Here is a 16,726-nt window from a genome sequence, read left to right on the forward strand (position 1 = left end):
ACTGGGCGTCAGTCAACGACACACCCAGACCAACGATCCGATGATCTGAAAGAAACGGCCTAGCACGGCGATCTCGTCCTCGTCCAGAGCGATCCCGCGCCGCTGTGCAGGCGTGTTCGCCGCCACCGGCGTGATGACGACCAGAGCGCCCCTCTCCCGGAGCCGCTCACCCAGCCCGTGAAGCACTCGATAGCGGTCCCTCACGAACGGGTACACCAGCCGCATGACGACCAGGTCGTAGCCTTCCTCGTGCAGCGGGGCCGGGTCGTCGCGCTCGATGTCCAGCCGCAGCCACCGCACACCCGCCACGTCGGCGTGCTCCTCGCGGGCCCGGGCGAGCGCGCTGCCGGCGAAGTCGACAGCGTCCACGCGATAACCCAGGGAGGCGAGGTAGACGGTCAGTTCGCCGGTGCCGCATCCCACTTCGAGCGCCCGGCCGCCCCCGGGAGCGGGAGTGCGCTCGGCGAGCAGCGCGCGTTCGCGTTCACCGACCCGCCGGAATCCCTTGCCGTCGAGGTAATGCTCTTCCCACTGTTCGCGGGCGATGTACGTCAACGTGCCGCTCCTCGTACGCAGTTCAGGGGTGCTGTGGCGCGGAGACGGGCCAGGGTAAGGCAACCGCGCTCCACCAGCTCAGGGCAGGGTCGCCGTGGGCGGCGCCGTAGGAGATGCCGGAGACGGCATCCAGGACGGACAGGATCGTCAACTGGGTCTCTTCCTCCGGTGTGAAGGGGCGGCCGTAGCCGCCCATCACGGCTTCCAGGAGATCGGGGCGCCCGAGCCAGGTGTCGGAGAGCCGGACAAGTCCCGTACGGCCGGTCCATCTTCCGACCGCTCGAAACCGATCACATACAGGGTGTCCGTGGTCGCGTCCCAGCGCAGGTTGCGCAGCTGCAAGTCACCGTGCGTGGGCACCACTTCCTCCGGGGCGGGTAGCGCGGCGGCTCGCCGGGCCGTGGCCCGGATGAACTCCTCGTCTCCGGGGGCGAGATGGGGCCGGGCTCCGTTCAGATGGCGTTCCAGCTTCCCCAGGGGCAACGCGAGCCGGGTGGGCCGCGCCGTGCCCGAGCACGCCTTGATCCGCGCACGATGCTTCAGGGAGAACAGCCACGGGTGGCCCAGCATGGACCGGCATCCTCGCGGCCGCCCCCTCAGCACGGCCTCGATCCGGCCGCGATCGGACCGTGTGACGAGGGGCTGTCCGGGCCAGCTCGGCGTCCGGGTCGTGAGCGTGGTCAGCAGCCGGCCACCGGGCGCGAGCTGCTCCACCCACACGGGCGGGACGCACGGCACGCCGATGCCGGACTGGATCCGGTCGTACGGCGCCCGGGCCCGGTGCCCGTCGAGCGCGTCGCCCTGGACCACCGTCGCGCCACGCCGACCCGGTCGAGGTTCCGCCGCGCCCAGTCCGCCATGTGGCCGTCCCGTTCCACGCCGGTGGCGAGGCCCGGGCCGGTGAGGGTGGCGGCGAGCGCGAGACAGACGCCGGGGCCGGGGCCCGGTTCCAAGTAGCCCAGGCCCGGCGCGAGCCCGAGGGTCTGGAGGACTTCCACGGTGGCGGGGGTATAGGTGGACATGGAGGTCATGCGGCAGGCCCTCGATCAGTCCCAGCACGCCGGCGTCCCGGGCGGCCTCGCGGATGCGGTCCATGTCCCGGGAGTGGTCACCTGCCCCGATGGCCACGTTCGCGACCGCGGTCATCTCCCAGCGCGGGAAGTCCTGCGTCAGTAGCCCGACAGCGCCGAAGACTTGGGCGCGGTCGGCCTCGCGGAGCTCGACCCGCTCACCGGACTCGCCCACCCACCGCACGTTCCCGCGGCGTCCGCCGTCACCCAGCCGAAGGGGACCTTGTCGACGATGGCCCGGGCGGACCATCGCCTTGGCCATGGCCACCTTCGCCTTGCAGGCGACGCTGTCGTCGCTGCCGACCCGCCGGCAGCGTTCCCGATCGCCCGTCCAGCAGGTGGGCAGATACAGCCGCCGGTCGATCAGGGTGCGTCCGTGATCTGGCAGTTCTCGGTGCGTCCGGCGGTTACGGAGTGCTGCCGCTGTACGCCGGCCGAACGGACGCCCTTCTTCAGGAACCCGGTGTCATCCGCGATCAGGACGGCCCCCAGGTCGCCGAGGTGCTCGATGACGTAGTCAACCGGTGAACAAACCGCTCACGCAGAGTGCTCAGTTCACCCGCCCACAACCTGGCTTCAGGAAAGCCCCCATCCATAACCGAACCAACGAACCAGCTAGCCACCAGTCACAGCAAGCACCGTTGCAGTACTAACGCGGGAGACAGGCGATCACATCCGGGCGGGCAGCGTGTGGCGGGCCAGCACCCACCGGTCGTGGGTGGGATCATCGCCGTCGAAGTCGTCGATCGTGGGCAGCCGGGCGGCGGCCGAGTCATAGACGCGCGGCTCCTTCGCGCGGCCCGCAGGAGTGGCGTTCCCAGGCGTCCTCGGGGGCCTGGTTGACGGCGAAGTCGATACGGCCCACGGCGTGGACAGGCTGGGACTTCGGCACACCCGCGCAGAACGAGCCTGGTGTGCATGCTTGGCTACGCCTGCGCGTGTGGGAGCTGATGAAGCCATGCCCGGTCGGCACCCACGTCACTCCGCGTGCGTCTGGCCGTTCTTGAGCACCTCGTAATAGTTGCTGTAGAGGAGATCGTGCTGGAACACCAGGCCGTAGTGTTTCCGGATGGCGGCGACCGTGGCGGTGTTCGGGTCACGGACCACGCGGGACACCGGCGGATCGTCGACGAGGCCGGCGTAGGGCTCCTCGACCAGCCGGCGCGGGGCGCCGCCGCGGGTCGTGTCCCAGGTCAGCCACTGACCGCCGACGGACAGTCGGGTCGGCTCTGCGGCCTGCGGGCCCTGGGGGTTCGGTCCGTGTCTCCGGTAGTAGGCGACGAGCCTCTTTCCGTGGTCGTCGTGCGTGAACGGGATGGGGGCTTCCGGATCGGGCTGACCCGGAACGGGCGTTGTCGCCTGCGGTCAGGATCCCGTCGAGGGTGACGCCCATGTGCCTGGGGCCGGCGCTGTAGTAGGCGGTGATGTTCGTTGATGACAGGCGATCTTGTAGTCGTCGGTCTTCTGCTGGAAGAACCAGCCCGGTCCCTATCCGCTGTCAGTCGTCGAGGCGTTGAAGGATCTGTGTGAACTCGCCGTTCTGGAGCAGACCGGCGAGGACCTGGGTCATGTTGCTGATCCCGGCATCGCGAACGATGAGCCCGTCCGAGCACCAGAAGTAGCGGCCTGCGAAGGCTTCCCCACTGGCAGCCCATCGCTTCATGAGGATCTCGACCTGGGCGAGGGTGATGATGGTCGCGCTCCACCGGGAGCCGTCCTTGAGGTCCACGAAGACATCGACGTTGTCCACGAACTCCAAGTCCTCGTCACGATTTGGCAGGAACGCGGCCTCAAACTGCTCTGTGCGGACGCGGTACCAGGGTCCGTCCCAGCTGCCCGGCGTTGTGCTGTGGCTCATCGGGCGAGTGTGCCGGGCTGATTCGGCCTCCTCAACTAGTGCTCTGACCGGGAAGGTTCACCGGTCCGCTGAGGGCTCGGCACGGCAACTCGCGTGTCGTCTTCCACTTGGCCGGTTGCCCTGGCGGACGGTTCGTTCACGGCGGGCGGTCTCCAGGGCGGTGGGCCATCGGCTCACCAGGCAGGGCGGATCGGTCCTGGCGGTGCAAGGAGTGTCAGGTCGGCGACGAGTTCGCTGAAGCGCGCCTGGCCCAGTTCTTCTCGCCACGGTGCGACGGCAGCCCGGGCCGCCTGGTCGGCGGCGCGCGTGGCGGCCCGGCCGGTCTCGGTCAGTCCCAGGAGGCGGGCGCGGGCATCGTGCGGGTGTGGATGCCGCTCCACGTACCCCTTTCGGACCAGTTCCTCGACCAGCTGGGCGGCGGCCTGCTTGGTCACCCCCAGGTGCTCGGCCAGGTCGGCCGTGGTGGCGCCGCCTGCAGAGATGCGGGCGAAGGCGAAGCCGTGTGCGGGTCGTAGGTCCTCGAATCCCTGCTGGGACACGCTGGTGTGGATTTCCTGCACCAGCTGTCCGGAGAGTGCCAGCACGAGTGCGGAGAAGGCCAGGGCGTCGTCCATGGGCTTGACTATAACTCGTCAAGCCACTTGTCTATCTAGACAAGTAGCCTGTCTAGAGGGAGGCTGGAGCATGCCGTTCATCCGCAGTGACGAGGCCGTGGTACACGAGATTCACGGTGGCCGTTTCGTTTCCTACGTCCGTCCGGGTACTGGCAGCCGGGACCTCGCCGCCTGGCGCGTCGAGATCCCGGCCGCATTGGTGGGGCCGACCCACACGATCAGCGACGAGGAGACCTTCTACGTCCTCTCCGGTCGCCTCCGACTCACCATCGACGGTGAGAGCGCCGAACTTCGCGCAGGTGACGCGGCAGTGGCACCTGCAGGCTCCGAACTGGCGGTCGCCAACACCACCGACCAGCCCGCCCACATGTGGGTCACCACACGTGTCGGGCTCACCGCCAAACTCGCTGACGGCAACACCATCACACCGCCCTGGGCTCACTAGTGTGATGGTGACCGCGTAGGTTCGCCGGGTTCTTCAGGCTGCGGTGGCGAGGGGGCGTCCGCCCCAGCGGATGCCCTTTTCGCTTCGGATGCGGGCGCGTTCCTTGCGTTCGGCGGCCAGGACGTCGCGGTGACGGGCGTTGGCGTTGTGCCACTGCAGATAGGCGTGGAGTGCCCGGGTCTGCACGGTGTGGCTGGGATGGTTGGAGTTGGCGATGGTGAACTGCCGCAGCGGTCCGAAGTGGGCCTCGATGGGGTTCGCCCACGAGGCGTAGGTCGGGGTGAAGCACAGCTCGACCTTGTTCTTCTTCGCCCAGCGGCGGATGTCGGTGCCCTTGTGGGCGGAGAGGTTGTCCAGGATCACGTAGATCGGGGCGCCGTCGGGCCGGGCGGCGCGGATGGACTTCAGCGCGGCCAGCGTGTTGGCGGCGCCCTTCTTGCGCCTGTTGACGCCCCATAGCCGGTCTTCGCCGACCGAGTAGCAGCCGTGGAAGTACCGCACGCCGTGGGTGCGGTGGTAGGTGGCGGGCAGCCGGTCGGGGCGTTTGCGCGCGGCCCAGCCCGAGCCTGCGGTGGGGCGGATGCCGAGCGGGCCGAACTCGTCGAAGGCGAAGACCCGGTCCGGGAAGCGGTCGAGGACTTCCTCGATCCGGTCCAGTTTCGCCTCGCGTTCGGGGTCCGGGGATTCCTTCCAGGTCTTGGTGCGCTGGAAGGTGACGCCGCGGCGGGCGAGCAGGCAGCGTAACGCCTCGCGGCCGATGAGGATCATCCGGCCGTGGACTTTCCGCAGGTAGGCGACGAGTTTGCGCAGGGACCAGCGGGTGAAGGGCTGGCCAGCTTGGTGGGGCGGGTGGTGGCCGTCTGGATGACGAAGTCCTCGTCGTCAGGGGTGAGCAGGCGGGGACGGCCTCCCGCCCACTGAGGGTCCAGGCAGGCCAGGCCGATCTCGTTGAACCGATGAATCACATCGCGCACGGTGTCCTCATCGGCCTGCACCAGCTGGGCGATCACCGGAACCCGGTTCCCGCCGGCCGAGGCCAGCAGCATCATCGCGCGCCGATAGCGCACCGAACTGGTGCTTCCCCGGCGCACGATCTGCTGCAGCTTCTGCCCTTCCTGGTCGGTCAGTCTGCGCACACGGACAGGCTCGGCCACCGCGCCTCCAGCGGTCGGATCGAACGTCACCGCACATCCAACCGCCCGGACCACCGACCCGGCGAACCTATGCGGTCAGAGCACTAGCGTCCTGTGTTCCTGCTCGCATTCAGGCAGAGCCGGGTGGCCACGTGTCACTCGGCGGCCCAACGCAGCTTCCGCCCCGCGACTGCCCGCCGGGTCACCGGTTCCGGTGCCGACGCTCCTGCAGCTTCTTCACCTGGTTCTCCAGAAGCCCGCCGCGATGAGTCCCGGCCCTGCGCCGCCCCTTGCTGCTCTGCTCAGCCGGGTGCTGCTGCCGTAGTTTGCCGGCCATCTCCCTGGCCCGTTGCCTCATCCTCTCGGCGTCCATGACCGCTCCTCCTCACACCACCCGTTCAGACCTTTTCGCCAGGTTCGCACACCGGATGAAGCGCCGCATCCCGCCGATTCAACACCTTGCATGGGAGCAGCATCGCCCCGGCCGGCCCGGCCGGTGACATGCTGACGCCAGTTGGGTGCCGACCGATCGCATGCTGGGCGGCAACCTGGTCGACCCGGGAGGGCAGTGACTGCCCGAGGGGCGGTGCCGGGACCATTGGGAGCCGCCAGGGCATGGGGCGGGCTGGGCGTGCGACGGCGCGGCTGCTGCCCGGGTGGTCCTGCGCCTCACCGTCCTGGTTCTTCCGCGCGGGATACCGCCCCCTGCTGCCCCGTGCCGGTAGCCGTAGGAGAAGGCGGGCTTCGGTCACAGCGTTGTGCTCTGGATACAGAGGACGTCGTACAGGTGCTGGCCATGTGCCCATTTCTTCAATTCGGGGCGGTCCAGAGGATGAGCTGGTGGTGCTGGGCGAACCTGATGATCGGTCATCGACTACGCGGAAGCGCGGGCGATTGCCTCTCCGCCCGCACGGTGGGACGGGACACCAGCGTACGAGCCGCAGCACAGTGTCCTCCGTCCTCCAATCGTGCTTCCCGGGCCCACCGCGCACCTCCTCGCCGGGCCCGCGCACACCTCCCACTCGCGGCCAAGTGATCAGGTACCCACCGCGCCAACGTTTCGGGCTGCTCACGGCCCATGGATTCGGCGCAGGACCGAAGCCGAACGGTGTCGTGGCTGCGGCTTGGCAACGCCGCGCGTGGCTTCGGCGGAACCGGACGGGAGAAAGGTTCTCCGGATGGCACCGCTTCTCATCGGTTTCGGTCACAGCACCGCACAGCCGCACGAGTCGTCGTCCTGTTGAAGAGTGCCGGTGTGGCCGCTGTCGTCGACGTGCGTACAGCACCCGGGAACCGCCGCAGCCCGGCCCTTTCCCGCCGACGGCTCACCGAGTGGCTGCCCGAACACGGCATTGATGTGCGGCGAGGCGGTCTGGTGGCGCTGCCACCGCCGTTGATCGCAGGTTTCGCGGTCCTCGCCCGACAAATACCGACACAGCATTTGATGCATGACCCCTGGTTTCCAGTACGTACCCGCTGCTTGCTCACCTCTCCCTTGCCTGCTGCGCAGTCCCGGGCAGTCACCCGGACCAGTGGACGGCCCCCTCTTTTGAACCGCAGAAGCAATTTTTCTTGTGCCGGGTAAAATTGCGAGCGAAGTAGTTGCCTGGGGCGTATCGGTGGCCAATGGGTGATCGTCAGCGGCACCGCTCGGAAGAGGCGCGCAATGGATGTATGGCTGATCTGGTTGATCATCGCCGCTGTGTTGGCTGTGGTGGAAATCTTTACCCTCACTACCGCGCTCGGACTGCTGGGTGTGGCCGCGTTGGTCACTGCGGGATTCGCCGCGATCGGGCTGCCGCTGCCCTTCCAATTCCTGGTGTTCACCGTCGTCGCCACAGCCGGCGTGCTGTTCGTGCGCCCCATTGCGCTGCGCCACGTGCTCCAGTCCCAGGTAGCGCGATTCGGCATAGATGCACTGGTCGGCAGGGCCGCCTACGTAGTCTCGGAGGTGACGGGCCTAGGGGGCAGAGTCCGCATCGACGGCGAGGAATGGACGGCCCGCGCTTACGACGAGACGCTGGTGATTCCTCCAGGAACGACTGTCGATGTCATAGAGATCAGCGGCACCACCGCACTCGTCTACCCCAGGGAATGAACCATGGAAGCCTCGGCGTTCCTCATCGCTGGCCTGATCGTCGCGCTCATCGCGGTTTTCACCGTCGTGCGGGCGGTACGCATCGTGCCCCAGGCGCGCGCTCGCAATGTCGAACGACTCGGCCGCTACCACCGCACACTGAAACCTGGCCTCAATCTCGTCATCCCCTACATCGACCGTGTCCATCCGGTGATCGACCTGAGGGAACAGGTCGTCTCCTTCAAACCGCAACCGGTCATCACCGAGGACAATCTGGTCGTCGAGATCGACACCGTTCTGTACTTCCAGGTCACCGACCCACGAGCGGCTTTCTATGAGATCGCGAATTTCCTACAGGCAGTCGAGCAGCTCACCGTCACCACCTTGCGCAACGTCGTGGGATCCATGGACCTGGAAAAGACTCTTACCTCGCGCGATACCATCAACAGCCAACTCCGTGGCGTGCTGGACGAGGCCACCGGCAAGTGGGGACTGAGAGTCAACCGGGTGGAGATCAAGGCCATCGACCCCCCTCAGTCCATCAAGGACGCGATGCAGAAGCAGATGCGTGCCGAGCGGGACAAGCGGGCCGCGATTCTCGGGGCCGAAGGACAACGCCAGTCGCAGATTCTCACCGCCGAGGGCGACAAGCAGGCTGCGGTCCTTCGCGCGGAGGGCAACCGTACAGCTGCGATCCTTCAGGCCGAGGGCCAGTCCCGGGCTATCGACGAGGTGTTCCAGGCCGTGCATCGCAACGACCCGGACCCCAAGTTGCTCGCCTACCAGTACCTCCAGATGCTGCCCCAACTCGCGCAGGGATCGGGCAGCACCTTCTGGGTGATCCCCAGCGAGATGACCTCCGCGCTCCAGGGCGTGTCCCGAGCCTTCAGCGAGGCGCTTCCCCAGTCTTCGGCCACCCGCGAGAAACTTTCGGACGACAGCGCCGCCCGGGCCGCCAACGACACAGCGCAGGCCGCAGAAGCCGCTGCCCAAGCCCTCGCCGACGCGGCCAAGGCCGATGGCGTCACCTCCGGCGCCCTCCCGGCTCACTCCCACGCTGACGGCGGATGACAACCACAGAGCATCCTTGAACGCCACCGGCCGACGTCTCCTCCAGAGTCCCGCACAACCTGGGTGGCCACCTCGGCCTGCGCCCGCAGCAGCTCGCACCGCACCTCCTGGTCGGCCCCAAGGCGTCCCAGGCCCGCCGCGACTTGTCCGCCAGAGGCAGGCAGGCCCGCGACCGGGCCAACCAGCAGATACTCCTCTTCCACGCCGATCGTCGTCATCGATCGCCCTTGTTCCACCCGGCTGCCGGGGCCCGGATCGCGATGCGTTTGGCTGACGCACGTCGCGCAGCGCGAGGATCACCTGGGAAGGTGAGTACACACTCTGCCGACCCGAGTACCGCAGCCACTTGATAACGGTCTGGCACAGCTGTGCGCGAGAGACTGCTTGCGCGGCATCCGGCGAACCGCAGCGTGACGGCAGCGGCTGGCATCGCCGCCTGGCGGGGACGTGGATCGGCCTGCGGCCGGCCGGAGTGCAGGACCCGCTGGAGGAACGTCCCGTTCGATCGCCCGGACGGCGCCGTGCCGCCCAGGTGCGAGCCCGGGATCAGGACATGTCCGAGCCGCGTAGCAGGAGCTGTGCCACGGCCATGCCGGCTACCACGATCGCGGCCCGGAAGGGCCACCTGGTCCGGACCCTCGACGGCACAGCCGTACCCGCGACCGCGAAGATCCCGGCCGCCGCCAGTACCCAGCTTGAGATCTCCACCCCACGAGGCGGCCCTGCGACGACCACGGCCATGGCCGCCAGCATCACGAGCGGAGCCAGCCACCGGCAGGCCGTACAACCCAGCCGCTGCGGCAGCCCGCGCACACCGGTCGCGAGATCATTCTCGATGTCCGGAAGGACGTTCGCCAGGTGCGCTCCCACGCCCAGCAGCGCCCCCGCTGTCACCGCCCACCAGGCGGGCCAGGACGGCGACGGCAGACCGAGAGTGACGAAGGCCGGCAGCGTGCCGAAGGCTGCGGCATAGGGCAGTGGTGAGAGCACCGTGTGTTTCAGCCGCAGGTTGTAGGCCCAGCCGGCCGCTACGCCCCCCAGGTGTGCCGCTCCCGCGGCGGCGCCGCTCAGCAGTGACAGCGGCACGCACAGCGCCAGGGCCGTGCCGGCCGCGACGGCCGCTGCCCGGGGCGGGAGTTCCCCGGTGGCCACCGGCTTGTCGCGGCGCCCGCAGGCCGTGTCGCGCTGTGCGTCGGCCGCGTCGTTGCACCAGCCCACCGAGAGCTGTCCGGCCAGCACGGCCGCGGCCACCGCCGCCGATCCCGCCACCCCGCGGCCCGCCGCCACGGCCAGGGCGGTCACGAATACCGTCACGGCGAGCGCCGGCTCCAGGTGGCAGGAGCGCAGCAGCACAGGGACACGGTGTGTCGTGCGCGAGACAACCCCAGACGGGTGGAGAGACACGTGTGCAAGGTAATCGGATGTCCAGCGCGAGGAAGGCATTACCGACATGCGTGTCCCTGTGATCGTCGACTTTTCTTCGCCCCTGTCCCCATCGCCGTCCCCTCCCACCGCGCCGCGCCGGGGGGCCGTGCCCGCCGCGGCGACCACGATCGCCGCCGTCCACACCGTGCTGCCGCCGCACCGTTACCCCCAGGAGGACCTCACCGAGCCGATCGGCGATCTGTGCCTGCCCCCGGGGGCGGACCGCGCCGTGCTGCGCCGCCTGCACGCGTCCGCCGGTGTGCGCACGCGTCATCTCGTCCTGCCCATCGAGCGGTATGCCGGTCTCGGCGACTTCGGGCAGAGCAATGACGCATGGATGGCCGCGGGTCTGCAACTGGGCGAGGAAGCCCTCACCGGCGCACTGAAGAAGGCGGGGCTGGGACCGGCCGATGTCGACCTGCTGGTGTGCGCTTCCATCACCGGCGTCGCCGCCCCGTCGCTCGACGCCCGGCTGGCCGGGCGCATGGGGCTGCGGTCCGACGTCAAAAGACTTCCGGTGTTCGGCCTGGGCTGCGTGGCGGGCGCCGCGGGCCTGGCCCGGGTGCACGACTACCTGCGCGGGCACCCCAACGACACCGCTGTGCTGCTCACCGTCGAACTGTGCTCGCTGACGCTCCAGCAGCGCGACGGCTCCCGCGCCAACCTCGTCGCCGGCGCCCTGTTCGGTGACGGTGTGGCAGCGCTCGTCGCTCGCGGAAGTGGCAGTGGCAGCGACAGCGGTTGTGCCGGTCCGGGCGCGGCCGGGCCCTCGGTGGTTGCCACGCGCAGCCGTCTGTATCCGGACACCGAACGGCTGCTGGGGTGGGACATCGGCGCCGGCGGATTCCGCGTCGTGATCGATGCCGGTGTTCCCGGCATCGTGCGGGACCACTTCGGCCGGCACCTGCGTGCCTTCCTGGCGGAACACGGCCTCACCACCGACGACATCGGGACCTGGATGTGCCATCCGGGAGGCCCCAGGGTCCTCGCCGCCGTGACCGACGCCCTTGGCCTGCCCGGCGATGCCCTGGACTCAGCGCGGCGCTCCCTCGCCGCGGTGGGGAACATGTCCTCCGCCTCCGTCCTGCACATCCTGCAGAGCATCCGGGAATCCCGTCGGCCAGAGCCCGGTATGTGGGGGATGCTCATGGCGATGGGCCCGGGATTCTGTTCCGAACTCGTCCTGTTGCGCTGGTGAGTCGTCCTCATGTCCTGGTACACGCTTCTCGTCCTCGCCGTCGCCGCCGAACGCGTCGCCGAACTCACCGTCGCCCGGCGCAACGCGGCCTGGACCCTCGCCCGCGCCGGTGTGGAGCACGGCCGTGGCCACTACCCGGTCATGGTCGTCCTGCACACGGGCCTGCTCGCGTGCTGCCTGCTCGAACCCGTACTCGCCGATCGGCCGTTCCCGCCCGCTCTGGGGTGGCCCATGCTGGCGCTCGCCGTACTGGCCCAGGCGCTGCGCTGGTGGTGCATCACCACACTCGGGCCCTACTGGAACACACGGGTCATCGTCGTTCCCGGAGCGCGCCTGGTCGGCGCCGGACCCTACCGCTTCCTGCGCCACCCCAACTACGTCGCGGTCGTCGTGGAGGTCGCCGCCCTGCCCCTGGTGCACTCGGCGTGGCTGACCGCGACGGTGTTCAGCGTCGCCAACGCGGTGCTGCTCGCGGTCCGTGTCCGCTGCGAGAACGCGGCCCTCAACCGAGCGGTGCCCGCGTGAGCGGCGGCCACGACCTGCTGATCGTCGGAGGCGGACCCGCCGGCCTCGCCACCGCCCTGCACGCCGCGCGCGCAGGTCTCGACACCGTCATCGCCGAGCCACGCCGGGCGCCGGTCGACAAGGCGTGCGGCGAGGGCCTGATGCCCGGCGCCGTCCGTGCCCTCGCCGCGCTCGGCCTGGAGGTCCCGGGCCACCCCATCACCGGCATCCGCTACATCCAGGGTCCCCGCCAGGTCCAGGCCGCGTTCCGGTGCGGCCCCGGCCTTGGTGCGCGCCGCACCGACCTGCACGGCGCCCTGCACCGGGCTGTCCTGGACGCCGGGGTGCCGGTACTGCCCCTGCGGGTGGAGGAAGTACGGCAGGACACCGCGGGTGTGAGCGTCCCCGGCACGGGGCTGCGCGCCCGGTGGCTGGTCGCTGCGGACGGCCTGCACTCACCCGTGCGCCGTTCTCTCGGCCTGGAGGTCAGGACCCGGGGGGCGGGGGCGCCCCGATACGGGCTGCGCCGGCACTACGCGGTGCCCCCCTGGTCGTCATACGTCGAGGTGCACTGGGGGGCGCACGCGGAGGCGTACGTCACCCCGCTCGGCCCCGCACTTGTCGGCGTCGCTCTGCTGACGGCCCGGCGAGCCCCCTTCACCACCCAACTGGACGGCTTCCCCGAACTGGCGGCCCGCCTTCCCCCGGAAGCGGCCGTCACCGCGGTACGAGGCGCGGGACCGTTGCGCCAGAGAGCCCGAACCCGCGCTCACGGCCGGGTACTGCTCGTGGGCGATGCCGCTGGATACATCGACGCGCTGACCGGCGAGGGCGTCTCCCTCGCTCTCAGCGGCGCCGAAGCAGTGGTCGCCAACGTGCGCCGCGGCACACCCGGCCGCTACGAGACCGACTGGAGCCGTGCGACCCGCCACCACCGTTTCCTGACGGACCTGCTGGTGAGGGCCCGCCAGCAGCCCGTGCTCGCCTCGCGCATCATGCCCGCCGCCGCACGCCTGCCACGCCTTTTCGCAGCAGCGGTGAACGCACTGGCATGAGTCCCTGCCCCTGCCCCTGCCGCTGCCGCTGCCGGAAGGACCGGATCGCCCCGCCACTGCTCGTCCGTCCCCACCCCGTGTGCCACGAAGAAGGCCGAACCGGCCACCTGAGGCACTGCCAGGCCGGTGACCGCGTCGACCAGCAGATACTCCTTTTCTACGCCGATCGTCGTCATCGATCGCCCTCTGTTCCGCCCGGCTGCCGGGGTCCGGGTCGAGATGCGCCTGCCTGACGCACGTCACGCAGCGACCACGCCCAAGGGGACGCGGTCGTCGTCTTCGCCAGGGTCCAGATGCCTCCCTGGCGCCATCGAGGAAACCGAGCAGATTCTCGGCAAGCCGGTGGTCTCCGCCGCGGACTGCACAGCCCACCGGATGCTGCGCGCCTCGGCCTTCCGGCCGTCGCACCCCGGTGCCGGCACCTCCTCTCCGGTGCTTACGCCGAAGCGCCGCCGCCGGCCTGACCGCGCTCCGGACGCCCTGGGCAGGATCGCCCCCGCATTCACGGAAGGCGATCATGCCGGACAGCATCCTCAGGCCCAGCTCCCTGCCCCGGCGGCGGGTCCGCGAGAACACCGTGCCCCTCGTGGACGGCACGCTGGTCCCCACCCGCGACCGAGCCGTGGCCGCCTCCAGCAAGAACTACCGCTACTCCACAAGCCACCAGGCCGTCATGGACGCCGACCCCCCTCGTGGTCGCCGTCGGCAAGCCACTGCCCGGCGACCGGAAGTACTGCCGGGCCTCGGAGGGCACCGGCGCCAAGGCCGCCACCGGCGTGACCTTCACGGTGATCGCTGACGGTGGTTACCGGGGCACCGGGAAGGAGCCGATGTGAACGACTCGGTCGTCGATGGCCAGGCGCGTGGGGAGTGGTCCCATGTGGTGGCGTCCAGGCCGACGCGTGTGATGGGGCCGAAGCGCCCGGTCAGCACGTGGATGAGGTCGGGCAACTCCGCGCCGATGGCGCGGGACCGCGGCCACCACGCGCCGTCGAGATTGCCTTCCCGAGGTTGTGTCGTCGCCAGACGCAGAAGAACTGTCCCGGGTTTGCGGCCCGATGGATCGCGTCCGGCAGGAGTCCGGGGGTGCGAGGGGTGTCAGATTCGATCATGGCATGTCCGCCTGTCTGCGGGCTTCGGTATCACCGCCGCACGCGGGACCTGCTTCTCTCACCGTAAGTCGTGCGCCGCCGCACCGGCTGCGTTCGCTGGTGGTTCCGGACTCGCTGCCGCCCGGTAGAGCGCCTGCTCACGCGCACGCTCAGGGGCCTCGAAACGGCGTAGAGTGAAAGGACCGGGAGTACTTCGCACACCGGCGCCATGTCGGTGTCGCTCCTGGCGAGCAACAACACCGGCCTCCGAGAGGAGGCCCGGGGCAGGTCCGCGTCATGACCGCGACCATCGAATCCACGATCATCGAAGAGCGCTTGCCTTGGGCGCCGGCCCGGTTGGCCCTTGCCCCGACCGGCTCGGCTCCAGGTCTCCTGGACGGTGCTTGGTGGCCCCGCTCCCGTGATCTCCTCCGCGAGATTCCCACTCTGACAGACGCGCTGGACGCATGCTGGGGCCGGATCACCCACGTCACCGTGAACCCGACCCACTGGCCCGTCATCCCGCGCAAGGCCCCCGTCACGGGGCACACGGTGCGTGTCGGCTGGTTCGCCGCCGAGCAGGACCCGAACAAAGTGATCCTCTTCTCCTACACGGTGGGTCGCCTGGACCTGCTGGTGATCCCTCCGGAGACGGACCCGGCTGTCGCCGCCCGGCTGATGGCAGCAGCAACCGTTCCGAGAGGTGTCCGCACCGCCAGTGGCCTGATGGCCGACGAAGCCGTCAACCACGACGCGACGGATACTCAAAGCCGGAAAGAGGAATGGGAGACCGACGGCGGAGCCGCTTCGACGGCCGGAGCCGCGCTCGGGATCTTCAGTTCCGCCCTGAGGAGGTGAGGACGTGGAGACGGCCGTCACTGTCGCCGTGATCCTCTTCCTGATCATCGCGGGCATGTTCCTGATCCACCGGCTCAACATGCAGCATGCCGAAAGGATCCGGGCGTTCCGCTACAGCGATGCCCTGCGGGGAGTCGGCCGGCGGACCCGTAAGGGCCCACGGGCACGGCGCCCCTGATGCACGTCTTCCTGATGGGCAAGGGGTCACCATGAAGTCACCGGAACTGCCGTCAGCCGGGCACGCGGAGATCCGTATCGTCGCCGCGGACCCGGAGGCGGCTCGCCATGTCGCGGAGGTTCTCCGCCGTTGTTTCGCCGCCACCGAGGCGCGCGGCTACCCCGCGGGGGCCGACGGCGGAACACGCCTCCACCTCACCGTGGACACCAGACGCGTGGCGGAGCCGGTGCGCTCCTGGCTGTTGACCAGCCGGTCCTCCGGGGACGAGCACACAGAGCCGGACGAAATCTGAGGAGATGGGCCTCAGCGGAGGAGGAGGACACCGCCCCAGACGTACGGGTTTCCGTCGGTGCCGGCACGAGAGGCGGGCGACCATGGCGACACTGCACGAGCGGGAGCACTACCGCCAGGCGATCATGAAGACTCTCTACGAGGCCATCGAAGGCAATCGCCTGCTCGGCCTCACCGGGGCGCAGCTGCGCGGGGATCTCGCTATGCCCGAGGAGGACCTGGCCGCCGCCTGCATGTATCTGGCGGCCGAGGGGCTGATCCAGGTCGACTGGGCTCGAGGAAACACACCCGCGATGGTCACACTGACGCACAAGGGGATCCAGTTCATGGAGACCGAGGAGAAGGACAGTGACTGACACTGCCCGAGCCGCGCTCAGGGCGGCCCGCCGCTTGGCGGCCACGTCCTCCCATATGACCGACAAGGCATCCTGGGCATACCCTGGTGAGTGGGCTGGCGCACTCTCACGTGCAACGGCCCGGAAGGGCGGCCCCGGTGTGCATACGCCGGGGCCGTTGCGTCACCGGCACAGGGTGAAGGCGTGATCCGCTCGGCCGATCTCCGCGAGTGACGCAACCAAGACGTCCTTGTCCCGACGGGCCAGTCGTTGCCGCCTGGAGGCTGAGGTGGTGCTTCCGAGCGCCTCTGGTCGAGCGCCTGCGCGCTGGCGCTCTCCAGTTGCCGTTGGGGTGTGCTCAGCGCTTCCTGGAAGTGCGGGTGGAACGGCCCGTTCTCCCAGGAGGAGCGCACCATGGCGCAACCGGTTAGTCGGCCAACGATCAGTGCCGAGCAGTTCAGCCGAGTGTGTGGCGAGATCAGGAGCACGGCGGCGTCCGAGAAGAGCGCTCGGTCCATCCGGGACTGCGCTCTGCGCATCGTGCAAACCCTGGGCCTGGCGCTATCCACTGATGACCTGAGCAGGCTCCTCGCCGAACTCATGGCCCCTGGGGCGGCCCCACCTCCAGGGAGCCCGCACTACACCCGAGAGGCCATCCTGGACATGCCTGACGAACAGGGAGGAGAAGATGAGGGTCCGGTCAGGTAGAGAGGGCCGGCACGACTGATTGCGCCCTCCGGAGCGGCCGTACCGGAACCACGTCCTCGGGGATTTCACCGCACCGTCCGCGCACAGCACAGCGTCCACCAACTCGAACATCTTGTCGCGCCGGGCGGATCGTCGCCCCCGAACCGTGACGCTTCCGCGAACGCTTCCCTCCGGACAGCATCAGGCGGAGCAGGACCCTCACGGCCTTCGTCTTTGGTCACGTGCACCTTGGCCGGAGCACGTGATCGGACGAAGGTCGC

General features: G+C 69.3%; 16 protein-coding genes and 6 pseudogenes. 12 read left to right on the forward strand and 10 right to left on the reverse strand.

Translation table 11 applies throughout. The features are described 5' to 3' along the window. Positions 1–12: 12 nt before the first annotated feature. From ABD350_RS19740 to ABD350_RS19765, 6 genes and pseudogenes are all read right to left on the reverse strand, one after another. Entirely contained in the window at positions 13–555 is a 543-nt protein-coding gene (locus ABD350_RS19740; protein ID WP_344349506.1) for a class I SAM-dependent methyltransferase, read from the reverse strand. Then, positions 552–1,586, reverse strand: a pseudogene (locus ABD350_RS19745) (phosphotransferase); the annotation flags it as partial. The pseudogene ABD350_RS19745 and the gene ABD350_RS19740, both read right to left, overlap by 4 nt. 210 nt (positions 1,587–1,796) lie before the next feature. Beyond that, positions 1,797–2,144: pseudogene (locus ABD350_RS37990) on the reverse strand (transposase); the annotation flags it as partial. Between the two features lie 459 nt (positions 2,145–2,603). Further along, positions 2,604–2,741 (reverse strand): hypothetical protein, encoded by a 138-nt coding sequence (locus ABD350_RS19755; RefSeq protein ID WP_344349507.1) that lies wholly within the window; start codon positions 2,739–2,741, stop codon positions 2,604–2,606. A 382-nt stretch (positions 2,742–3,123) separates the two neighbouring features. Further along, positions 3,124–3,483, reverse strand: a complete 360-nt coding sequence (locus tag ABD350_RS19760; RefSeq protein ID WP_344349509.1) for a hypothetical protein — start codon at positions 3,481–3,483, stop codon at positions 3,124–3,126. A gap of 173 nt (positions 3,484–3,656) precedes the next feature. Then, complete coding sequence (locus tag ABD350_RS19765; protein WP_175408297.1) at positions 3,657–4,097, reverse strand: MarR family winged helix-turn-helix transcriptional regulator; 441 nt, start codon at positions 4,095–4,097, stop codon at positions 3,657–3,659. 70 nt (positions 4,098–4,167) lie between these two features. On the opposite strand from ABD350_RS19765, the gene ABD350_RS19770 reads away from it, so the two are divergent. Next, positions 4,168–4,542, forward strand: coding sequence for a cupin domain-containing protein (locus ABD350_RS19770; RefSeq protein WP_344349510.1), 375 nt, complete (start codon positions 4,168–4,170; stop codon positions 4,540–4,542). Positions 4,543–4,575: 33 nt separating this feature from the next. On the opposite strand, the pseudogene ABD350_RS19775 reads toward ABD350_RS19770, so the two are convergent. After that, a pseudogene (locus tag ABD350_RS19775) lies at positions 4,576–5,696 on the reverse strand (IS630 family transposase). A 1,057-nt stretch (positions 5,697–6,753) separates the two neighbouring features. Here ABD350_RS19775 and ABD350_RS37995 point away from each other — a divergent pair. The 3 genes from ABD350_RS37995 (at position 6,754) to ABD350_RS19790 (ending at position 8,823) form a co-directional block, all read left to right on the forward strand. Beyond that, a complete protein-coding gene (locus ABD350_RS37995) occupies positions 6,754–7,260 on the forward strand; it encodes a DUF488 family protein (protein WP_382466712.1) in 507 nt (168 codons plus the stop codon). Positions 7,261–7,341: 81 nt separating this feature from the next. After that, complete coding sequence (locus ABD350_RS19785; protein ID WP_344349511.1) at positions 7,342–7,773, forward strand: NfeD family protein; 432 nt, start codon at positions 7,342–7,344, stop codon at positions 7,771–7,773. 3 nt (positions 7,774–7,776) lie between these two features. Beyond that, complete coding sequence (locus ABD350_RS19790) at positions 7,777–8,823, forward strand: SPFH domain-containing protein (protein WP_344349512.1); 1,047 nt, start codon at positions 7,777–7,779, stop codon at positions 8,821–8,823. 546 nt (positions 8,824–9,369) lie between these two features. On the opposite strand, the gene ABD350_RS19795 is transcribed toward ABD350_RS19790, so the two are convergent. Then, positions 9,370–10,173: a UbiA family prenyltransferase gene (locus ABD350_RS19795; protein ID WP_425584193.1), complete on the reverse strand. Its 804-nt coding sequence runs from the start codon at positions 10,171–10,173 to the stop codon at positions 9,370–9,372. A 100-nt stretch (positions 10,174–10,273) separates the two neighbouring features. Between ABD350_RS19795 and ABD350_RS19800 the strand changes: the two genes are divergently transcribed. The 4 genes and pseudogenes from ABD350_RS19800 to ABD350_RS19815 all read left to right on the forward strand — a co-directional run. After that, positions 10,274–11,446, forward strand: coding sequence for a type III polyketide synthase (locus ABD350_RS19800; protein WP_344349514.1), 1,173 nt, complete (start codon positions 10,274–10,276; stop codon positions 11,444–11,446). Between the two features lie 9 nt (positions 11,447–11,455). Further along, positions 11,456–11,971 carry an isoprenylcysteine carboxyl methyltransferase family protein gene (locus ABD350_RS19805; protein ID WP_344349515.1) on the forward strand — a complete coding sequence of 172 codons (516 nt, stop codon included), beginning with the start codon at positions 11,456–11,458 and terminating at the stop codon, positions 11,969–11,971. Next, a complete protein-coding gene (locus ABD350_RS19810; protein WP_344349516.1) occupies positions 11,968–13,005 on the forward strand; it encodes an NAD(P)/FAD-dependent oxidoreductase in 1,038 nt (345 codons plus the stop codon). The genes ABD350_RS19805 and ABD350_RS19810 overlap by 4 nt, the downstream gene beginning before the upstream one ends. A gap of 550 nt (positions 13,006–13,555) precedes the next feature. Continuing rightward, positions 13,556–13,826 (forward strand): annotated as a pseudogene (locus tag ABD350_RS19815) (IS5/IS1182 family transposase); the annotation flags it as partial. Here ABD350_RS19815 and ABD350_RS19820 read toward each other — a convergent pair. Beyond that, a pseudogene (locus ABD350_RS19820) lies at positions 13,820–14,117 on the reverse strand (DUF5994 family protein); the annotation flags it as partial. The pseudogenes ABD350_RS19815 and ABD350_RS19820 sit on opposite strands and share 7 nt — an antisense overlap. Positions 14,118–14,393: 276 nt before the next feature. On the opposite strand from ABD350_RS19820, the gene ABD350_RS19825 reads away from it, so the two are divergent. The 4 genes from ABD350_RS19825 (at position 14,394) to ABD350_RS19840 (ending at position 15,779) form a co-directional block, all read left to right on the forward strand. Beyond that, on the forward strand, positions 14,394–14,954 hold the full coding sequence (locus ABD350_RS19825) for a DUF5994 family protein (RefSeq protein WP_344349517.1): 561 nt from the start codon (positions 14,394–14,396) through the stop codon (positions 14,952–14,954). 4 nt (positions 14,955–14,958) lie between these two features. After that, the gene (locus ABD350_RS19830; RefSeq protein ID WP_344349518.1) at positions 14,959–15,132 is read left to right on the forward strand and encodes a hypothetical protein; all 174 of its coding nucleotides are present in this window, start codon (positions 14,959–14,961) and stop codon (positions 15,130–15,132) included. A 31-nt stretch (positions 15,133–15,163) separates the two neighbouring features. Further along, entirely contained in the window at positions 15,164–15,424 is a 261-nt protein-coding gene (locus ABD350_RS19835) for a hypothetical protein (protein ID WP_344349520.1), read from the forward strand. A gap of 82 nt (positions 15,425–15,506) precedes the next feature. Then, positions 15,507–15,779 carry a hypothetical protein gene (locus tag ABD350_RS19840; RefSeq protein WP_344349522.1) on the forward strand — a complete coding sequence of 91 codons (273 nt, stop codon included), beginning with the start codon at positions 15,507–15,509 and terminating at the stop codon, positions 15,777–15,779. A gap of 744 nt (positions 15,780–16,523) precedes the next feature. On the opposite strand, the pseudogene ABD350_RS19845 reads toward ABD350_RS19840, so the two are convergent. After that, positions 16,524–16,687, reverse strand: a pseudogene (locus ABD350_RS19845) (NF041680 family putative transposase); the annotation flags it as partial. Between the last annotated feature and the right edge of the window lie 39 nt (positions 16,688–16,726).

This window comes from Streptomyces nogalater (assembly GCF_039532885.1).
In the GTDB taxonomy this organism is placed as follows: Bacteria; Actinomycetota; Actinomycetes; order Streptomycetales; family Streptomycetaceae; genus Streptomyces; species Streptomyces nogalater.